This window comes from Pseudomonas sp. GW821-FHT09E12 (assembly GCF_059416085.1).
This window is the reverse complement of sequence record NZ_JBWKOM010000003.1, coordinates 213,074-230,267: the sequence shown is the minus strand read 5'-3', so window position 1 is coordinate 230,267 and position 17,194 is coordinate 213,074. Positions and strand designations below refer to the sequence as shown.

The 17,194-nt window shown below is 61.3% G+C and carries 21 protein-coding genes; 10 read left to right on the top strand and 11 right to left on the bottom strand.

Annotation, left to right across the window (positions count from 1 at the left end; genetic code table 11):
• Nucleotides 1-144 precede the first annotated feature (144 nt).
• Nucleotides 145-903 (bottom strand): Nif3-like dinuclear metal center hexameric protein, encoded by a 759-nt coding sequence (locus tag AC07PQ_RS09555; RefSeq protein ID WP_493185400.1) that lies wholly within the window; start codon nt 901-903, stop codon nt 145-147.
• Nucleotides 904-1,005: 102 nt separating this feature from the next.
• Between AC07PQ_RS09555 and algW the strand changes: the two genes are divergently transcribed.
• Entirely contained in the window at nt 1,006-2,160 is a 1,155-nt protein-coding gene (gene algW / locus AC07PQ_RS09550) for a Do family serine endopeptidase AlgW (protein WP_025806436.1), read from the top strand.
• Nucleotides 2,161-2,213: 53 nt separating this feature from the next.
• On the opposite strand, the gene hisC is transcribed toward algW, so the two are convergent.
• The 10 genes from hisC to AC07PQ_RS09500 form a co-directional block, all read right to left on the bottom strand.
• Nucleotides 2,214-3,266, bottom strand: coding sequence for a histidinol-phosphate transaminase (gene hisC / locus AC07PQ_RS09545; protein WP_493185399.1), 1,053 nt, complete (start codon nt 3,264-3,266; stop codon nt 2,214-2,216).
• Between the two features lie 2 nt (nt 3,267-3,268).
• Nucleotides 3,269-4,597, bottom strand: a complete 1,329-nt coding sequence (gene hisD, locus AC07PQ_RS09540; RefSeq protein WP_007929857.1) for a histidinol dehydrogenase — start codon at nt 4,595-4,597, stop codon at nt 3,269-3,271.
• Nucleotides 4,598-4,720: 123 nt separating this feature from the next.
• On the bottom strand, nt 4,721-5,356 hold the full coding sequence (gene hisG / locus AC07PQ_RS09535) for an ATP phosphoribosyltransferase (RefSeq protein ID WP_007929858.1): 636 nt from the start codon (nt 5,354-5,356) through the stop codon (nt 4,721-4,723).
• Nucleotides 5,357-5,483: 127 nt separating this feature from the next.
• Nucleotides 5,484-6,749 carry a UDP-N-acetylglucosamine 1-carboxyvinyltransferase gene (gene murA, locus AC07PQ_RS09530; RefSeq protein WP_007929859.1) on the bottom strand — a complete coding sequence of 422 codons (1,266 nt, stop codon included), beginning with the start codon at nt 6,747-6,749 and terminating at the stop codon, nt 5,484-5,486.
• A 22-nt stretch (nt 6,750-6,771) separates the two neighbouring features.
• Nucleotides 6,772-7,023, bottom strand: coding sequence for a BolA family protein (locus AC07PQ_RS09525; RefSeq protein ID WP_007929860.1), 252 nt, complete (start codon nt 7,021-7,023; stop codon nt 6,772-6,774).
• A 115-nt stretch (nt 7,024-7,138) separates the two neighbouring features.
• The gene (locus AC07PQ_RS09520; RefSeq protein ID WP_007929861.1) at nt 7,139-7,444 is read right to left on the bottom strand and encodes an STAS domain-containing protein; all 306 of its coding nucleotides are present in this window, start codon (nt 7,442-7,444) and stop codon (nt 7,139-7,141) included.
• On the bottom strand, nt 7,441-8,094 hold the full coding sequence (locus AC07PQ_RS09515) for an MlaC/ttg2D family ABC transporter substrate-binding protein (protein WP_007929862.1): 654 nt from the start codon (nt 8,092-8,094) through the stop codon (nt 7,441-7,443). Before AC07PQ_RS09515 ends, AC07PQ_RS09520 begins: the two co-directional genes overlap by 4 nt.
• Before the next feature lie 10 nt (nt 8,095-8,104).
• Nucleotides 8,105-8,572 carry an outer membrane lipid asymmetry maintenance protein MlaD gene (gene mlaD, locus AC07PQ_RS09510; protein ID WP_007929863.1) on the bottom strand — a complete coding sequence of 156 codons (468 nt, stop codon included), beginning with the start codon at nt 8,570-8,572 and terminating at the stop codon, nt 8,105-8,107.
• Complete coding sequence (gene mlaE, locus AC07PQ_RS09505) at nt 8,572-9,369, bottom strand: lipid asymmetry maintenance ABC transporter permease subunit MlaE (protein ID WP_007929864.1); 798 nt, start codon at nt 9,367-9,369, stop codon at nt 8,572-8,574. Before mlaE ends, mlaD begins: the two co-directional genes overlap by 1 nt.
• Nucleotides 9,369-10,178, bottom strand: a complete 810-nt coding sequence (locus tag AC07PQ_RS09500; RefSeq protein WP_009042197.1) for an ATP-binding cassette domain-containing protein — start codon at nt 10,176-10,178, stop codon at nt 9,369-9,371. The genes mlaE and AC07PQ_RS09500 overlap by 1 nt, the downstream gene beginning before the upstream one ends.
• 275 nt (nt 10,179-10,453) lie before the next feature.
• Between AC07PQ_RS09500 and AC07PQ_RS09495 the strand changes: the two genes are divergently transcribed.
• The 9 genes from AC07PQ_RS09495 to rapZ all read left to right on the top strand — a co-directional run bounded on the left by AC07PQ_RS09495 (nt 10,454) and on the right by rapZ (nt 17,188).
• Complete coding sequence (locus AC07PQ_RS09495; protein WP_007929866.1) at nt 10,454-11,428, top strand: KpsF/GutQ family sugar-phosphate isomerase; 975 nt, start codon at nt 10,454-10,456, stop codon at nt 11,426-11,428.
• The gene (locus AC07PQ_RS09490) at nt 11,428-11,952 is read left to right on the top strand and encodes a KdsC family phosphatase (RefSeq protein WP_007929867.1); all 525 of its coding nucleotides are present in this window, start codon (nt 11,428-11,430) and stop codon (nt 11,950-11,952) included. Before AC07PQ_RS09495 ends, AC07PQ_RS09490 begins: the two co-directional genes overlap by 1 nt.
• A gap of 8 nt (nt 11,953-11,960) precedes the next feature.
• A complete protein-coding gene (gene lptC, locus AC07PQ_RS09485; RefSeq protein WP_007929868.1) occupies nt 11,961-12,533 on the top strand; it encodes an LPS export ABC transporter periplasmic protein LptC in 573 nt (190 codons plus the stop codon).
• Nucleotides 12,520-13,065, top strand: a complete 546-nt coding sequence (gene lptA / locus AC07PQ_RS09480; RefSeq protein ID WP_007929869.1) for a lipopolysaccharide transport periplasmic protein LptA — start codon at nt 12,520-12,522, stop codon at nt 13,063-13,065. Before lptC ends, lptA begins: the two co-directional genes overlap by 14 nt.
• Nucleotides 13,065-13,790, top strand: a complete 726-nt coding sequence (lptB, locus tag AC07PQ_RS09475; protein ID WP_007929870.1) for an LPS export ABC transporter ATP-binding protein — start codon at nt 13,065-13,067, stop codon at nt 13,788-13,790. The genes lptA and lptB overlap by 1 nt, the downstream gene beginning before the upstream one ends.
• A 182-nt stretch (nt 13,791-13,972) precedes the next feature.
• Nucleotides 13,973-15,466 (top strand): RNA polymerase factor sigma-54, encoded by a 1,494-nt coding sequence (locus AC07PQ_RS09470; protein WP_009042194.1) that lies wholly within the window; start codon nt 13,973-13,975, stop codon nt 15,464-15,466.
• A gap of 79 nt (nt 15,467-15,545) precedes the next feature.
• Nucleotides 15,546-15,851 (top strand): ribosome hibernation-promoting factor, HPF/YfiA family, encoded by a 306-nt coding sequence (hpf, locus tag AC07PQ_RS09465; protein WP_007929872.1) that lies wholly within the window; start codon nt 15,546-15,548, stop codon nt 15,849-15,851.
• A gap of 12 nt (nt 15,852-15,863) precedes the next feature.
• Nucleotides 15,864-16,328 carry a PTS IIA-like nitrogen regulatory protein PtsN gene (ptsN, locus tag AC07PQ_RS09460; RefSeq protein WP_007929873.1) on the top strand — a complete coding sequence of 155 codons (465 nt, stop codon included), beginning with the start codon at nt 15,864-15,866 and terminating at the stop codon, nt 16,326-16,328.
• A gap of 2 nt (nt 16,329-16,330) precedes the next feature.
• Nucleotides 16,331-17,188, top strand: a complete 858-nt coding sequence (gene rapZ, locus AC07PQ_RS09455; protein WP_007929875.1) for an RNase adapter RapZ — start codon at nt 16,331-16,333, stop codon at nt 17,186-17,188.
• Nucleotides 17,189-17,194: the final 6 nt, after the last annotated feature.

The following is a 17,194-nucleotide window of genomic DNA, read 5'->3' as shown; positions in this document are numbered from 1 at the left end:
GTATATGAATATACCCGCCTGTTTGCTGTGTTTACGCCTCTCTGTAGCCGCTGCCGCAGGCTGCGATCGACTGCGCAGCAGGCGTGCTCTTGAAGGCCCTGCAGGCCTTGGTGCAGCCTGCGGCAGCGGCTACAGGACAAGGCTTTATATAGGGTTCGGGCAGTCGATGAACAAGTGTTCGAGGGCGAAGCGGCGGGCCAGGTAATCCCCCAGCGCCTGCACGCCGTAACGCTCGGTGGCGTGATGGCCGGCGGCGATGAAACTGATGTCGTTTTCCCGGGCGCTGTGGAAGGTCTGCTCCGAGGCCTCACCGCTCAGGTACAGATCGACCCCGGCCAGCACCGCCTGGTCGATGTAGCCCTGGCCACCGCCGGTGCACCAGCCGACACGCCGGATCATCTTGCTGCCTTCGACCACCAGCGGCTCGCGCCCCATCACCTCCTGGACCTTGCGCGCGAAGTCCCGCGCGGTCATGGGCTCGGCAAGGGAGCCGACCAGCCCGACGATCTTCAGGTTGTCCGGGTCCAGCGGACCTTCCACGGTGATATCCAGTTGCCGCGCCAGCTGCACGTTGTTGCCGACGTCCGGGTGCAGGTCCAGCGGCAGGTGATAGGCCAGCAGGCTGATATCGTGCTTGAGCAGGGTTTTCAGCCGACGCTGCTTCATGCCGGTGATGCAGGGGTTCTCGCCTTTCCAGAAATAGCCGTGATGCACCAGCACCAGGTCGGCATTGGACTCCACCGCGGCATCGAGCAACGCCTGGCTGGCCGTGACGCCGCTGACGATGCGCAGCACCTGTGGCCGGCCTTCGACCTGCAGGCCATTGGGGCAGTAATCGGCGATTCGCGAACTGCCCAGGTAGCGGTCCGCTTCCTCTACCAGAGTGCTCAGTGCAACGGCCATAAAAGACTCCTAAATATCCCGTTCAGAGGCGCGCGCGGCCTCGTATAATGCGCGACATTATGGGCCGTCCCGGGCGGCCTGCAACCTCTCAGGACTTGCTCAATGCTCAAGGCTCTGCGTTTTTTTGGCTGGCCACTGTTGGCCGGCGTGCTTATCGCGTTGCTGATAATTCAGCGCTACCCGCAATGGGTCGGCCTGCCCAGCCTGGACGTCAACCTGCAGCAAGCCCCACAAACCAAGGCGCTTCGACAAGGCCCGGTGTCCTATGCCGATGCCGTGGCGATCGCCGCGCCGGCGGTGGTCAACCTGTACACCACCAAGGTCATCAACAAACCGGCGCACCCGTTGTTCGAGGACCCGCAGTTCCGCCGCTTCTTCGGCGACAACCTACCCAAGCAGCAGCGCATGGAATCGAGCCTGGGTTCCGGGGTGATCATGAGTCCCGAAGGTTATCTGCTGACCAACAACCACGTGACCTCCGGTGCCGAACAGATTGTGGTGGCGCTCAAGGACGGTCGTGAAACCCTGGCCCATGTGATCGGCAGCGATCCGGAAACCGACCTGGCGGTCCTCAAGATCGACCTGAAGAACCTGCCTTCGATCACCGTCGGGCGCTCCGACAGCATCCGCATCGGCGACGTGACCCTGGCCATCGGCAACCCGTTCGGGGTCGGCCAGACCGTGACCATGGGCATCATCAGCGCCACCGGGCGCAATCAGCTGGGCCTGAACAACTACGAGGACTTCATCCAGACCGACGCGGCGATCAACCCGGGCAACTCCGGCGGCGCGCTGGTGGATGCCAACGGTAACCTGACCGGGATCAACACGGCGATCTTCTCCAAGTCCGGCGGTTCCCAGGGCATTGGCTTCGCCATCCCGATCAAGCTGGCCATGGAGGTGATGAAGTCGATCATCGAGCACGGCCAGGTGATTCGTGGCTGGCTAGGTATCGAGGTGCAGCCGCTGACCCAGGAACTGGCCGAATCGTTCGGCTTGTCCGGGCGCCCGGGCATTGTGGTGGCGGGGATATTCCGCGACGGTCCGGCGCAAAAGGCCGGCATGCAGTTGGGTGACGTGATTCTCAGCATCGATGGCGAACCGGCCGGCGATGGCCGTCGCTCGATGAACCAGGTGGCGCGGATCAAACCCAGCGACAAGGTCAGCATCCAGGTAATGCGCAACGGCAAGGAGCTCAAGCTCACCGCCGAAATCGGCCTGCGCCCGCCACCGGCGCCGGTCAAGGAAAAAGAATAAAAGCATCGCCAGCCAGCTCTCTCCTATTGGAGCGAGCTGGCTGGCGATAGGGCTTACAGCTCGCCCAGGCCGTCGATCAGGGCCTGGTTCTGCTCCGGCGTACCGATGCTGATCCGCAGGAACTGGGCAATCCGCTCCTGCTTGAAGTGCCGGACAATCACCCCCTGCTCCCGCAGCTTGGCCGCCAGGCCCGCCGCATCGTGTTGTGGATGACGGGCAAAGATGAAGTTGGCGGCCGACGGCAGCACCTCAAAGCCCTTGCCGCGCAACTGCGCCACCACCTGCTCGCGACTGTCGATCACCAGCTGACAGGTCTTGACGAAGTACTCGCGATCGTCGAACGCCGCCGCGGCGCCAACGATCGCCAGGCGATCCAGCGGGTAGGAGTTGAAGCTGTTCTTGATCCGCTCCAGCGCTTCGATCAGGTCCGGGTGCCCCACCGCCAGGCCGACCCGCAGGCCAGCCAGCGAACGGGACTTGGACAGGGTCTGGGTCACCAGCAGGTTGGGATAGCGGTCCACCAGGCTGATGGCGGTTTCACCGCCGAAGTCGATGTACGCCTCGTCCACCACCACGACCGAATCCGGGCTGGCCTTGAGGATCTGCTCGACGGCCTCCAGGGCCAGCAGGCAACCGGTCGGCGCGTTCGGGTTGGGGAAGATAATCCCGCCGTTCGGCCTGGCGTAATCGGCTGGGCGGATCTGGAACTGCTCATCCAGCGGCAGCGCCTCGAAGTCGATGCCGTACAGGCCGCAATACACCGGATAGAAGCTGTAGCTGATATCCGGGAACAGCAGCGGCCGGTCGTGCTGCAGCAAGCCGTGGAAGATGTGCGCCAGCACTTCGTCGGAACCGTTGCCGAGGAACACCTGGTTGCTCTGTACCCCGTAATAGCGGGCCACCGCCTGCTTGAGCAGGTCGCCGTTGGGGTCCGGGTACAGGCGCAGGTTGTCGTTCAGTTCGCCCTGCATCGCGGCCAGCGCCTTGGGCGACGGGCCGTAAGGGTTTTCGTTGGTGTTGAGCTTGACCAGTTTGGTCAGCTTCGGCTGTTCGCCCGGCACGTAGGGCACCAAGTCCTTGACGAACGGACTCCAGAATTTACTCATGCTTATTGCCCCTGTTCCTGGTCAGCGATGATCCGGTATTCCGCACTGCGGGCGTGGGCGCTCAGCGACTCGCCACGGGCCAGCACCGAGGCGGTCTTGCCCAATTCGGAAGCGCCCTGCTCCGAGCAGAAAATGATCGACGAACGTTTCTGGAAGTCATACACCCCCAGCGGCGAGGAGAACCGCGCCGTGCCGGAAGTCGGCAACACGTGGTTCGGGCCCGCGCAGTAGTCGCCCAGGGCCTCGGAAGTGTGACGGCCCATGAAGATCGCGCCAGCGTGGCGGATCTGCGGCAGCCAGGCCTGGGGATCGGCGACGGACAGCTCGAGGTGCTCCGGAGCGATGCGGTTGGCCACGTCGATGGCCTGCTGCATGTCGCGCACCTGGATCAGGGCGCCACGGCCGTTGATCGAGGTATTGATGATTTGCGCGCGCTCCATGGTCGGCAGCAGCTTGGCGATGCTGGCGGCGACCTGATCGAGGAACGCCGCGTCCGGGCTGACCAGGATCGCCTGGGCGTCTTCGTCGTGCTCGGCCTGGGAGAACAGGTCCATGGCGATCCAGTCCGGGTCGGTCTGGCCGTCGCATACCACCAGGATCTCCGAAGGGCCGGCGATCATGTCGATACCCACCTGGCCGAACACGTGACGCTTGGCGGTGGCCACATAGATGTTGCCCGGGCCAACCACCTTGTCCACCTGCGGCACGCTCTCGGTACCGTAGGCCAGGGCGGCAACGGCCTGGGCGCCACCGATGGTGAACACCCGGTCGACGCCGGCGATGCAGGCCGCGGCCAGCACCAGTTCGTTGACCTCGCCACGCGGGGTCGGCACCACCATCACCACCTCGGTGACGCCCGCCACCTTGGCCGGGATGGCATTCATCAACACCGAGGAGGGATAAGACGCCTTGCCACCCGGCACATACAGGCCGGCGCGGTCCAGCGGCGTGACCTTCTGACCCAGCACCGTGCCGTCGGCCTCGGTGTAGCTCCAGGAGTCCTGCTTCTGTTTTTCGTGGTAGCTGCGCACCCGCGCCGCGGCTTTTTCCAGGGCTTCGCGCTGGGCCAGGGTGATCCGGGTCAGGGCCAGTTCCAGGCGCTCGCGCGGCAGGATCAGGTCGGCCATGGATGCCACTTGCAGGCCGTCGAAACGCTGGGTGAATTCCACCAGCGCCGCGTCGCCGCGCTCGCGCACCGCCTTGATGATGTCCAGCACCCGCTGATTGACCGAGTCGTCAGACACACTTTCCCAGCTCAGCAGATGATCCAGATGATGCGCGAAATCCGGGTCAGCAGCGTTGAGTCGGCGAATTGCAGTGGGAGCGGTCATAGCGAGGGCCTCATTGAATGGCTAATGCTCAGGCACCCTAAGCTACCAGTCCATTCGCGCGGGCACCTGAGAAAATTGGCTATGACACGGATAGACGGGCGCGGCTGGCGCCGCGCGAGTGAATCAACCGCGGTGTCGCGACTCCACTGCTTTGCGCAGGGTGTCGATCAGTGCCTGGATGCGGGCGTGCTGCATTTTCATGGAGGCCTTGTTGACCACCAGACGGGAACTGATCATGGAAATCAGCTCCTGGGGCTCCAGGCCGTTGGCCCGCAGGGTGTTGCCGGTGTCGACCACGTCGATGATCTTGTCCGCCAGGCCGATCAGCGGCGCCAGCTCCATCGAGCCGTACAGCTTGATGATGTCGACCTGGCGGCCCTGCTCGGCGTAGTAGCGCTTGGCAACGTTGACGAACTTGGTGGCGACGCGCAGGCGGCCCTTGGGCTCGACCGCGCCGATGGCACCGGCGGTCATCAGCTTGCACTGGGCGATCTGCAGGTCCAGCGGCTCGTACAGGCCCTGGCCGCCGTATTCCATCAGCACATCTTTGCCGGCAACACCGAGGTCGGCGGCACCATGTTCGACATAGGTCGGCACGTCGGTGGCGCGCACGATCAGCAAGCGCACGTCGGCCTGGGTCGTGGGGATGATCAGCTTGCGGCTCTTGTCCGGATTCTCGGTGGGCACGATGCCGGCTTCAGCCAGAAGCGGCAAGGTGTCATCAAGGATGCGGCCCTTGGACAGTGCGATGGTCAACATGGGAAACGTAAGTCCTTATCAGGATACTCATGCCCGGTCGCAAATGGCGCCAGACACGCATCGAGCCTGAACACAGGCTCGACTTGGAACGAAACCTTGGGGCACGTCCCTGTGCCCATCACGCAAACTAGCCCGGTACGCGGCGGATCTTGGCGCCGAGCATCTGCAGCTTCTCTTCGATGCACTCGTAACCACGGTCGATGTGGTAGATGCGATCGATCAGGGTGTCGCCTTCGGCCATCAGGGCCGAGATCACCAGGCTGGCCGAAGCCCGCAGGTCGGTGGCCATGACAGGGGCGCCCTTGAGGATTTCGGTACCGGTGACGATGGCGGTGTTGCCTTCGACCTGGATCTTCGCGCCCATGCGGTGCAGTTCGTAAACGTGCATGAAGCGATTTTCGAAGATGGTCTCGATCACCGCGCCAGTGCCTTCGGCAATGGCGTTGAGGGAAATGAACTGGGCCTGCATGTCGGTCGGGAACGCCGGGTACGGCGCGGTACGCACATTGACCGCCTTCGGACGCTTGCCGTGCATGTTCAGCTCGATCCAGTCCTCGCCGGTGGTGACTTCGGCGCCGGATTCCTTGAGTTTTTCCAGGACGGCCTCGAGGATGGTCGGATCGGTGTCCTTGACCTTCACGCGGCCACCGGTCACGGCAGCGGCGACCAGGTAGGTGCCGGTCTCGATACGGTCCGGCATGACCTTGTAGGTCGCCGAGTGCAGGCGCTCGACACCGTCGATGGTGATGGTGTCGGTACCGGCGCCGGAAACCTTGGCGCCCATGGCGTTGAGGAAGTTTGCCAGGTCGACCACTTCCGGTTCGCGGGCGGCGTTCTGCAGCACGCTGCGCCCCTTGGCCAGGGCCGCTGCCATCATGATGTTCTCGGTACCGGTCACACTCACGGTATCGAAGAAGAAATGCGCGCCGCGCAGGCCGCCTTCAGGCGCCTTGGCCTTGATGTAGCCACCTTCGACGTCGATCACCGCGCCCATGGCTTCCAGGCCGCGGATGTGCAGGTCGACCGGACGCGAACCGATGGCGCAACCGCCAGGCAGCGCGACTTCGGCTTCGCCGAAACGGGCAACCATCGGGCCCAGCACCAGGATCGAGGCACGCATGGTCTTGACCAGCTCATACGGCGCGACCAGGGTCTTGATGGTGCGTGGATCGATTTCGACGCTGAGTTTCTCGTCGATCACAGGCTCGATGCCCATGCGACCGAACAGCTCGATCATGGTGGTGATGTCGTGCAGGTGCGGCAGGTTGGCGACCGTGACCGGGCCATCGCACAGCAGGGTTGCAGCCAGAATCGGCAGGGCAGAGTTCTTTGCCCCGGAAATGCGGATTTCGCCATCAAGACGAACGCCGCCGGTAATAATCAATTTATCCATAAGAATCTCGACGCCCTTGGGCTCAGGTGCGCTCGGCCCAAGCCGCGCTGCTGAAAAATTTCATAGTGACCGCATGGATGCTGCCATCGGCGATCCACGGGTTCAAATGGGCATAGATGCTCTGCTGACGCTTGACCGGACTCAAGGCCACCAGTTCGTCACTGATCACGTTCAGCTGAAAGTTGCAGCCTTCGCCCTCAACTTCTACCTGAACGGATGAAAGAGTCTCGGACAGCTTTCCTTCAAGGAAGCTCTTCACTTCGTTGGCCTGCATGCTCAACCTCAATCGGCGCCCTGTGCGCGCGGGTCGGACATCATACAAAAAAGCCCCGCGCCTGCGAACCCCGCATAGCAGGACTCTGACGGGGGGCTTGCTTGTCGATGGGTTGCTAAGGCTGCGCCAGCAGCTCGGTCAAACCGGAAACCTCGGCGATTTCGCGCATGTCTTCAGGTAACGCACGGATGCTGACGGCCTTGCCGGCTGCCGCGGCATCGCGCATGAAGGCCAGCAGCAACGACAAGCCGACGCTGCTGGACTTCTCCACCGCAGAACAGTCGAGCACCAGCGCCGCCGCGGTGCTGGAGGCGATCAGGGCCTGCCCCTGCTTGCGCAGGCCCGGGCCGGAACGATAGTCCAGCACACCGCTGATCAGCAGTTCGCCGGCTTCACCCAGACGGACGGCCGACTCACTCATTTCACGACCTTCTCTGGAGAGTTTTCGGTCGATTCCTTGGCCTTGGCCACTTCGCCAGCCCAGTTGTTGATGGTCTTGTCCAGGTCATTGCCGTTGCGCTGCATGGCATCGGCAAACTGATCGCGGAACAGCTTGCCGATATTGATGCCGTTGATGATCACGTTGCGCAGCTTCCACTCACCATTGATCTTCTCCAGCGTGTACGACACGGGATAGATCGCGCCATTGCTGCCCTTGACCGTCATGCCGACGCTGGTACGGTCACCCGACTCGTCCCTGGCAGGGTCAACGACGATGCCCTGGTTGTTGTACTCCAGCAAGGCGTTGCCGTAGAACTGGAACAGGCCCTTCTTGAAGTTCTCTTCAAAGGTGCGCATCTGTTCCGGCGTGGCTTTACGCGAGTACTTGACCGTCATGATGCTCTTGGAAATACCTTCGGCATCCACGACCGGACCCACGATGCTGTTCAGCGCCGTATAAAAGTCCTGCGGGTCCTGTTTGTACTTTTCTTTGTTGGCGGCCAGGTCGGCCAGCAGACGGTTGGTGGTGTCCTGTACCAGATCATGCGCGGAAGGCGCCGCCACGGCGTGAGCCATCAACGGCAACGCCGCCAGTAATACCAACAGGCTACGTCGCAAGGTAGAGATCATGAAAAAATCCTCATTTGGCGTCTTTGCTAACGGTATTGAGCAGGAATTTACCGATCAGGTCCTCAAGCACCAGTGAAGACTGGGTGTCGTGGATGGTCCCGCCATCCTTGAGCAACGTGTCTTCGCCGCCGACGCTGATACCAATGTATTTCTCGCCGAGCAACCCAGCGGTCAGGATAGATGCAGTGGAGTCGGTCGGCAGGTTATCTACGCGCTTTTCCAACTGCAGCGTGACCCGACCGGTGAAACTGTCGCGGTCCAGATCGATAGCCGTGACCTTGCCGATGGTCACACCGGCCATGGTCACTTTAGCTCTGACCGTCAAACCGGCGATATTGTCGAAATATGCGTAAAGTTTATAAGTATCGGTGCTCGAGGTCGGGGACAAGCCACTGACCCGCAAGGCAAGCAACAACAAAGCCAGGATGCCAGCCAGCAGGAAAAGGCCGACACCGATTTCCAGGGTGCGGTTTTGCATCAGAAATCTCCAAACATCAAGGCGGTCAGAATAAAGTCCAGGCCGAGTACGGCCAACGAGGCGTACACAACGGTCTTGGTAGTGGCACGACTGATCCCCTCTGAAGTGGGCTCGCAGTCATAGCCTTGGAATACGGCGATCCAGGTCACGACAAAGGCGAAAACGATGCTCTTGATGATGCCATTGAGCACGTCATCGCTGAACGTCACGCTGTTTTGCATGTTCGACCAGTAGGAACCTTCATAGACTCCCAGCCAGTCGACGGCCACCCACGAACCGCCCCAGATGCCCACCACGCTGAAAATGATCGCCAGCAACGGCAGGGAAATGAAACCGGCCCACAACCGTGGCGCGATAATGTATTTGAGCGGGTCGACACCGATCATCTCCAGGCTGGAGAGCTGCTCGGTGGCTTTCATGTTGCCGATTTCCGCGGTCAGCGCCGAACCGGCCCGGCCGGCGAAGAGCAATGCCGTGACCACCGGCCCCAACTCACGCAACAAGGTCAGGGCCACCATCTGCCCCACCGCTTGCTCCGAACCGTAGCTGGACAGGATATTGAAGCCCTGCAGCGCCAGTACCATGCCGATGAATATCCCGGAGACCACGATGATCACCAGGGACATCACGCCCACCGAATGCAACTGCTTGACCAGCAAGCCGAAGCCGCCGCCGATACTGCCGCGGCCGAACAACACATGAAACAGCATCAGGCTCGAACGCCCGAGCACCGCGAGAACGTCGATGCCCGAGTGGCCGAACAGACGAATTCGCTCCAATAAAGATACTTTGCGCATCAGCGCTTCCCCAGAAGATCTGCGCGGTAGTCCGGCGCTGGAAAGTGAAAGGGTACCGGACCGTCGGGGTCGCCTTTCATGAACTGGCGGATCCGCGGGTTATCGGAATCCATCAGCTCGTCGGGCGTGCCCTGCCCCAGCACCTGGCCATCGCCCACCACATAGATGTAGTCGGCGATGCTCGCGGTTTCCGCCAGGTCATGGGAAACCACGATGCTGGTGATACCCAGCGCGTCGTTGAGCAGACGGATCAGACGCACCAGCACGCCCATGGCAATGGGGTCCTGGCCTACGAACGGCTCGTCGTACATGAGGATCTGCGGGTCCAGGGCGATGGCCCGGGCCAGGGCCACGCGACGTTTCATGCCACCGGACAGCTCGTCGGGCATCAAGTCGATGGCACCGCGCAACCCGACCGCCTGCAACTTGAGCAGGACAATATCGCGGATCATTTCATCCGGCAGCTGGGTATGAACGCGCAGCGGAAAGGCAACGTTCTCGAACACATCGAGATCGGTGAACAGCGCGCCGCTCTGGAACAGCACGCCCATCTGCTTGCGGGCGTCGAACAGATCGCCGCGCGACAATTTGGGCAGGTTCTGGCCATTGACCCAGACTTCACCGCTGCTGGGGCGCAATTGCGCGCCCATCAACCGCAGGAGCGTGGTCTTGCCGCAACCGGAAGGCCCCATGATGCCGGTGACCTTGCCCCGCGGAATACGGATATCGACATTATTGAAGATGCTGCGCGCACCGCGCTTGAAGGACAGTCCCTTCAGCTCGACCGCGTAGGCGTTATCGGCACTCATCTAAACTCCTTGCGATGCAGCCTCTCACTCGGACGCTTGGCTCCCTGCCGGGAGTACATGCACCCAGGGCAGGCCGAACTGGCGGCGAACTATATCACTGCTGATACGGAGCCCCCAAGGCCGAAGCCATCCGCGTTCAGGATCACGACAGCCTAAAACAGGCTTTACAGGACAATTCCTACCTAGAGAAGGACAAAGGCTGACGAACTTGCGTGAGGGAATCGATCATTACCGCTATAATCGCCGCCTTTTCATCAGGCTATACGATTTCTGACATGAGCCAATCCAGCGACCTGATTCAATCGGCACAACGCACCATCCGCCTCGAGATAGAAGCCGTACAAGGCTTGCTGCCACATATCGACGCAGATTTCGTACGCGCTTGCGAGATGATTCTGGCCAGCAAAGGCCGCGTAGTAGTGGTCGGCATGGGCAAGTCCGGGCACATCGGCAACAAGATCGCCGCCACCCTGGCCAGCACCGGCACCACCGCGTTTTTTGTCCATCCGGCCGAAGCCAGCCATGGCGACATGGGCATGATTACCCGGGACGATGTGATCCTGGCCCTGTCCAACTCCGGCTCGACCAATGAAATCGTGACCCTGTTGCCGCTGATCAAGCGCCTGGGCATCCAGTTGATCAGCATCACCGGCAACCCTGATTCGCCACTGGCCAAGGCCGCCGAGGTCAACCTCAACGTCCAGGTCGAGCAAGAGGCCTGCCCGCTGAACCTGGCTCCGACCTCCTCGACCACCGCCGCCCTGGTCATGGGCGATGCCCTGGCCGTGGCGCTGCTGGAAGCCCGCGGCTTTACCGCCGAAGACTTCGCCTTCTCCCATCCGGGCGGCGCGCTGGGTCGGCGCCTGCTGCTGAAAGTCGAGAACGTCATGCATGCCGGCGAGCAACTGCCGCAGGTCCAGCGTGGCACGCTGCTCAAGGACGCCTTGATGGAAATGACCCGCAAGGGCCTGGGCATGACCGTCATTGTCGAGGCCGACGGGCGCCTGGCGGGGGTTTTCACTGATGGCGACCTGCGCCGCACCCTGGACCGCACCATCGACATCCACCACACCACCATCGATGAAGTCATGACCGTTCACGGCAAGACCGCCCGCGCCGAAATGCTGGCGGCCGAAGCCCTGAAGATCATGGAGGACAATCGAATCAACGCACTGGTCGTGGTGGACAAGGACGATCGCCCGATCGGCGCCTTCAACCTGTCCGACCTGCTGCGCGCGGGAGTCATGTAATGAGCACGGATCTGCTGCAACGCGGCAAGAACATCAAGCTGGCGGTATTCGACGTCGACGGTGTACTGACCGACGGTCGCCTGTACTTCCTCGAAGACGGCAGCGAATTCAAGACCTTCAACACCCTCGACGGCCAGGGCATCAAGATGCTGATGGCCACGGGCGTGCAGACGGCGATCATCAGCGGCCGCAAGACGCCGGTGGTCGAGCGTCGGGCGAAAAACCTGGGGATTCCCCACCTGTTTCAGGGTCGCGAAGACAAACTGGTGGTGCTGGACGGGCTTCTTGCCCAACTGGGCCTAAGCTATGAACAGGTCGCCTACCTGGGCGACGATCTGCCCGACCTGCCAGTGATCCGCCGTGTCGGCCTGGGCATGGCTGTCGCCAATGCCGCCAGTTTTGTCCGTGAACACGCCCATGGCGTCACCCAGGCCCGTGGCGGCGAAGGCGCCGCCCGCGAGTTCTGCGAGTTGATCCTGCGCGCCCAAGGCAGCCTTGAAGCAGCCCACGCCGCCTACTTATAGAGCCTCCCATGCTGAGCAAAAAGATTCGCAACATACTGATCTTCGGCATCATCACCGTGCTGTTCCTGGCGGTGGGGTACTGGAACATCAGCCCGGAACGCTTCCTCGACAAGCCGGTCGCGCAGGTCGACGAAAGCGCCATCGACTACTACGCCATCAACGCCCGTAGCGTGCAGTACCTGCCCGACGGCAAGCTGCAGTACGAAATGACTTCCGACAAGGTCGAGCACCTCAAGGCCACCGAGGTGACCCTGCTGACCAAGCCGGACCTGCAGATGTATCGCGGCACCGCCTTCCCTTGGCATGTCCAGAGCGAGCGCGGCGAAGTCAACCCGGACGGCACCGAGGTCGAGTTGATCGATTCGGTACGGGTTTCGCGCACCGACGAGAAAAATCGCAACCTGCTGATCACCACGACCCGCATGACAGTATTCCCGCAGAAGCAATATGCGCAGACCGATCAAGACGTTAGAATCGACGGCGCCGGCGGCGTGACGACTGGCAAGGGAATGAAAGCGTATTTGAAAGACGGCAGGATGAACCTGCTATCGAACGTAAGAGGACAGTATGAGGCTCGTTAAAACCCTCCCTATTTTGCTCGGTCTGGGCGCAGCACTGGGAAGCGTGAGCGCCTGGGCTCTGCCGAACGATAGCCAGCAACCGATCCGCATCCAGGCCGACGACGCTCAACTGGACGACAAGAATGGCGTAGCCACCTACAGAGGCGACGTGATCATCACCCAGGGCTCGATGAAGGTGACCGGCAATACCGTGACCATCACCCGCACCCAGACCGGTGATATCGACGTGGTGACCTCGGTGGGCAACCTGGCCTACTTCGAGCAGATTCAAACCCAGGGCGACACCAAGCCGGTCCAGGGCTACGGTGTGACCATCCAGTACCACGCCGCGCAGAACCGCGTCGTACTGATCGACCGCGCCAAAGTCGTCGACAAGGACGGCAACATCACCCAGGGCGAGAAAATCGTCTACGACACCAACAAGAAGCTGGCCAGCGCCGGTCGCGCTACCGGCAGCAAGGTCACCGAGTCGCGCCCACGGATCGACATGGTCATCCAGCCGAAAAAGAAAACTGACGAAAAGGCCCAGTAATGGCAACTCTGAAAGCTCAGCACCTGGCCAAGAGCTACAAGAGCCGCCAGGTCGTGCGTGACGTCAGCCTGTCCATCGACAGCGGCCAGATCGTCGGCCTGCTCGGCCCTAACGGCGCCGGCAAGACCACCTGCTTCTACATGATCGTCGGCCTGGTCCAGGCCGATCAGGGTCGCATCCTGATCGACGACCTGGATGTCAGCCACCAGCCGATGCACGGCCGCGCCCGTGCCGGGATCGGCTACCTGCCGCAGGAAGCCTCGATCTTCCGCAAGCTTTCGGTGGCCGACAACATCATGGCCATCCTCGAGACCCGCAAGGAGCTCGACAAGGCCGGCCGTCGCCAGGAGCTGGAAAGCCTGCTGCAGGAGTTCCACATCAACCACATTCGCGACAACCTGGGCATGAGCCTTTCCGGCGGTGAACGTCGCCGCGTGGAAATCGCTCGCGCCCTGGCCACCGCCCCCAAGTTCATCCTGCTCGACGAACCTTTCGCCGGCGTGGACCCGATCTCGGTAGGCGACATCAAGCAGATCATTCATCACCTGAAGGCCAAGGGTATCGGCGTGCTCATCACCGACCACAACGTCCGTGAAACCCTGGATATCTGCGAAACCGCCTACATCGTCAACGACGGTCAACTGATCGCCGAAGGCGACGCCGAAACCATCCTCGCCAACGAGCTGGTCAAGGAAGTTTACCTGGGCCATGAGTTCCGCCTGTAAGCCCTGAGGTGTTTGGCTGGTCGCCAGAGCGCCCGCCCCAATAAAACCCTGCTGTTTTTATTGTTACAGCGCTCTAGGCAAACACTTCAGTTTCAGGCATATAATTTGCTTATGTTTGGCGCTCACGCGCCCTGTAGTGGATGGCGCATGTGCGCCGGCGAATAAGGTGTTAAGCCCCTGCCATGAAACCATCGCTAGTCCTCAGAATGGGCCAGCAGCTGACGATGACACCGCAGCTGCAACAGGCCATCCGCCTTCTCCAATTGTCGACCCTGGACCTGCAACAGGAAATCCAGGAGGCCCTGGAGTCCAACCCGATGCTCGAGCGCCAGGAAGAAGGCGACGACTTCGATAACACCGATCCGCTGGCCGACAACGCCGAGCAGAAACCCAATACCGATATCCAGGAACCCTCCTACCAGGAAACCGCCCCGACGGTGGACAACCTCGAGGACGGCGAATGGAACGAACGCATTCCCAACGACCTGCCGGTCGACACCGCCTGGGAAGACGTCTACCAGACCAGCGCCAGCAGCCTGCCCAGCAACGATGACGACGAGTGGGATTTCACCACCCGCACCTCGGCCGGCGAAAGCCTGCAGAGCCATCTGCTCTGGCAGTTGAACCTGGCGCCCATGTCCGACACCGATCGCCTGATCGCCGTGACCCTGATCGACTGCATCAACAATCAAGGCTATCTGGACGAAACCCTCGAGGAAATTCTCGAAGCCTTCGATCCGGAACTGGACATCGAACTCGACGAAATCGAGGCTGTCCTGCATCGTATCCAGCAATTCGAGCCCGCCGGCATCGGCGCCCGCAACCTGGGCGAATGCCTGCTGCTGCAACTGCGCCAGCTGCCTGCCAAGACCCCTTGGCTGACTGAAGCCAAGCGCCTGGTCAGCGACTTCATCGACCTGCTCGGCAGCCGCGACTACAGCCAGCTGATGCGGCGCATGAAGCTCAAGGAAGACGAGCTGCGCCAAGTCATCGAACTGGTACAGAGCCTCAACCCACGGCCGGGCTCGCAAATCGAATCCACCGAAGCCGAATACGTGGTCCCCGACGTCATAGTGCGCAAGGACAACGAACGCTGGCTGGTGGAGTTGAACCAGGAGTCCGTGCCGCGCCTGCGCGTCAACCCACAGTACGCCGGCTTCGTGCGGCGCGCCGACACCAGCGCCGACAACACCTTCATGCGCAACCAGTTGCAGGAAGCCCGCTGGTTCATCAAGAGCCTGCAGAGCCGTAACGAAACCCTGATGAAAGTCGCCACCCAGATCGTCGAGCATCAGCGCGGCTTCCTCGAGTACGGCGATGAGGCGATGAAACCGTTGGTCCTGCATGACATCGCCGAAGCAGTCGGCATGCACGAGTCGACGATTTCACGGGTGACCACGCAAAAATTCATGCATACCCCACGGGGCATTTATGAACTGAAATACTTTTTCTCCAGCCACGTAAGTACCTCCGAAGGCGGTGAATGCTCGTCCACGGCGATCCGCGCGATCATCAAAAAACTGGTCGCCGCGGAAAATCAGAAAAAGCCGTTGAGTGACAGCAAGATCGCTGGTTTACTGGAGGCACAAGGCATTCAGGTAGCCCGTCGTACCGTCGCCAAGTACCGTGAATCCCTGGGGATCGCGCCTTCCAGCGAACGGAAGCGGTTGATGTAGCCGCCGGGCTCGCCACAGCGTTCCAGTGGCAGGTCAATCGACCTGCCGCTTTATGCACTGGCAACGAAGGAGAAGCTGTATGCAAGTCAACATCAGTGGACACCAACTGGAAGTGACCGAACCTCTGCGCGCTTACATCGGCGAAAAACTCGACCGACTTGAGCGGCACTTTGACAAGATTACCAATGTGCAGGTAACGCTGGCCGTCGAAAAACTGAAGCAGAAAATCGAGGCCACGCTGCACATCCATGGTGGGGAAGTCGTCGCCAATGCAGAGCATGACGACATGTATGCCGCAATCGACTTGCTCACGGACAAGCTTGACCGCCAACTGAAAAAGCATAAGGAAAAGCAACTCCACCTTCTCCAAGGCACGGGTCGCTAACACTCCCCTCCCATGATCCGACTTGAAAGCATCCTGACCCCCGGCCGTTCCCTAGTGAACGTGCCGGGCGGCAGTAAAAAACGCGCCCTCGAACAAATTGCCAACCTGATCAGCCGCGAAGTGCCTGATCTGGAGATGCAAGATGTCTTCGAAAGCCTGATTGCCCGTGAAAAACTGGGCTCTACCGGTTTTGGCAACGGCATCGCCATTCCACACTGCCGCCTCAAAGGCTGTGAGTCGCCCATCAGTGCCCTGATGCACCTGGACGCTCCCATCGATTTCGACGCCATCGACGGCGCACCGGTCGACCTGCTGTTCGTACTGCTGGTCCCGGAAGCCGCCACCGATGCGCACCTGGAACTGCTCCGGCAGATTGCCAGCATGCTGGACCGCAAAGAAGTGCGCGACAAACTGCGCAGCGCCACCAGCAACGAAGCCTTGTACAAGGTTGTCCTGGACGAACAGAACGGTCAGTAATCATGCGCTTGATCATCGTCAGCGGCCGGTCCGGCTCAGGTAAAAGCACCGCCCTCGATGTACTCGAGGACAATGGCTATTACTGCATCGACAACCTGCCGGCCGGGCTGTTGCCCGAGCTGGCCGAACGGGCGTTGATCCACACCGAACTGACACAGCCCCTGGTCGCCGTGTCGATCGACGCCCGCAACCTGCCCAGCCACCTGTCACGCTTCCCCGAACTGCTCGAGGAAGTCCGCAGCCGGCATATCCAGTGCGATGTGCTGTACCTGGATGCTGACGAAGAAACCCTGCTCAAGCGCTTTTCCGAAACCCGCCGCCGCCACCCCTTGAGCAGCAACAATCGCTCGCTGGCCGAGGCGATCCAGGACGAAAGCCACCTGCTGGGACCGATCGCCGACCTGGCCGATCTCAAGGTCAACACCACCAACCTGAACCTGTATCAACTGCGCGATACCATCAAGTTGCGCCTGTTGAACCAACCGGAGCCGGGCACCGCCTTTCTGGTGGAGTCTTTCGGATTCAAGCGTGGCATGCCGGTCGATGCCGACCTGGTGTTCGATGTGCGCTGCCTGCCCAACCCGTACTGGAAACCCGAGTTGCGTGCCCAGTCCGGGCTCGACCAGCCGGTTGCCGAATACCTGGCCGCCCAGCCGGACGTCGAGGAAATGTTCCAGGACATCTCCAGCTACCTGCTGAAATGGTTGCCCCGTTTCGCCGCCAGCAACCGCGCCTACGTCACTATTGCCATTGGCTGCACGGGCGGCCACCATCGCTCGGTCTACCTGACCGAACGCTTGGGCCAAGTCCTGCAAAAGTCCCTGAAGAACGTCCAGGTTCGCCACCGCGACCTTAGCTGAAAGGAT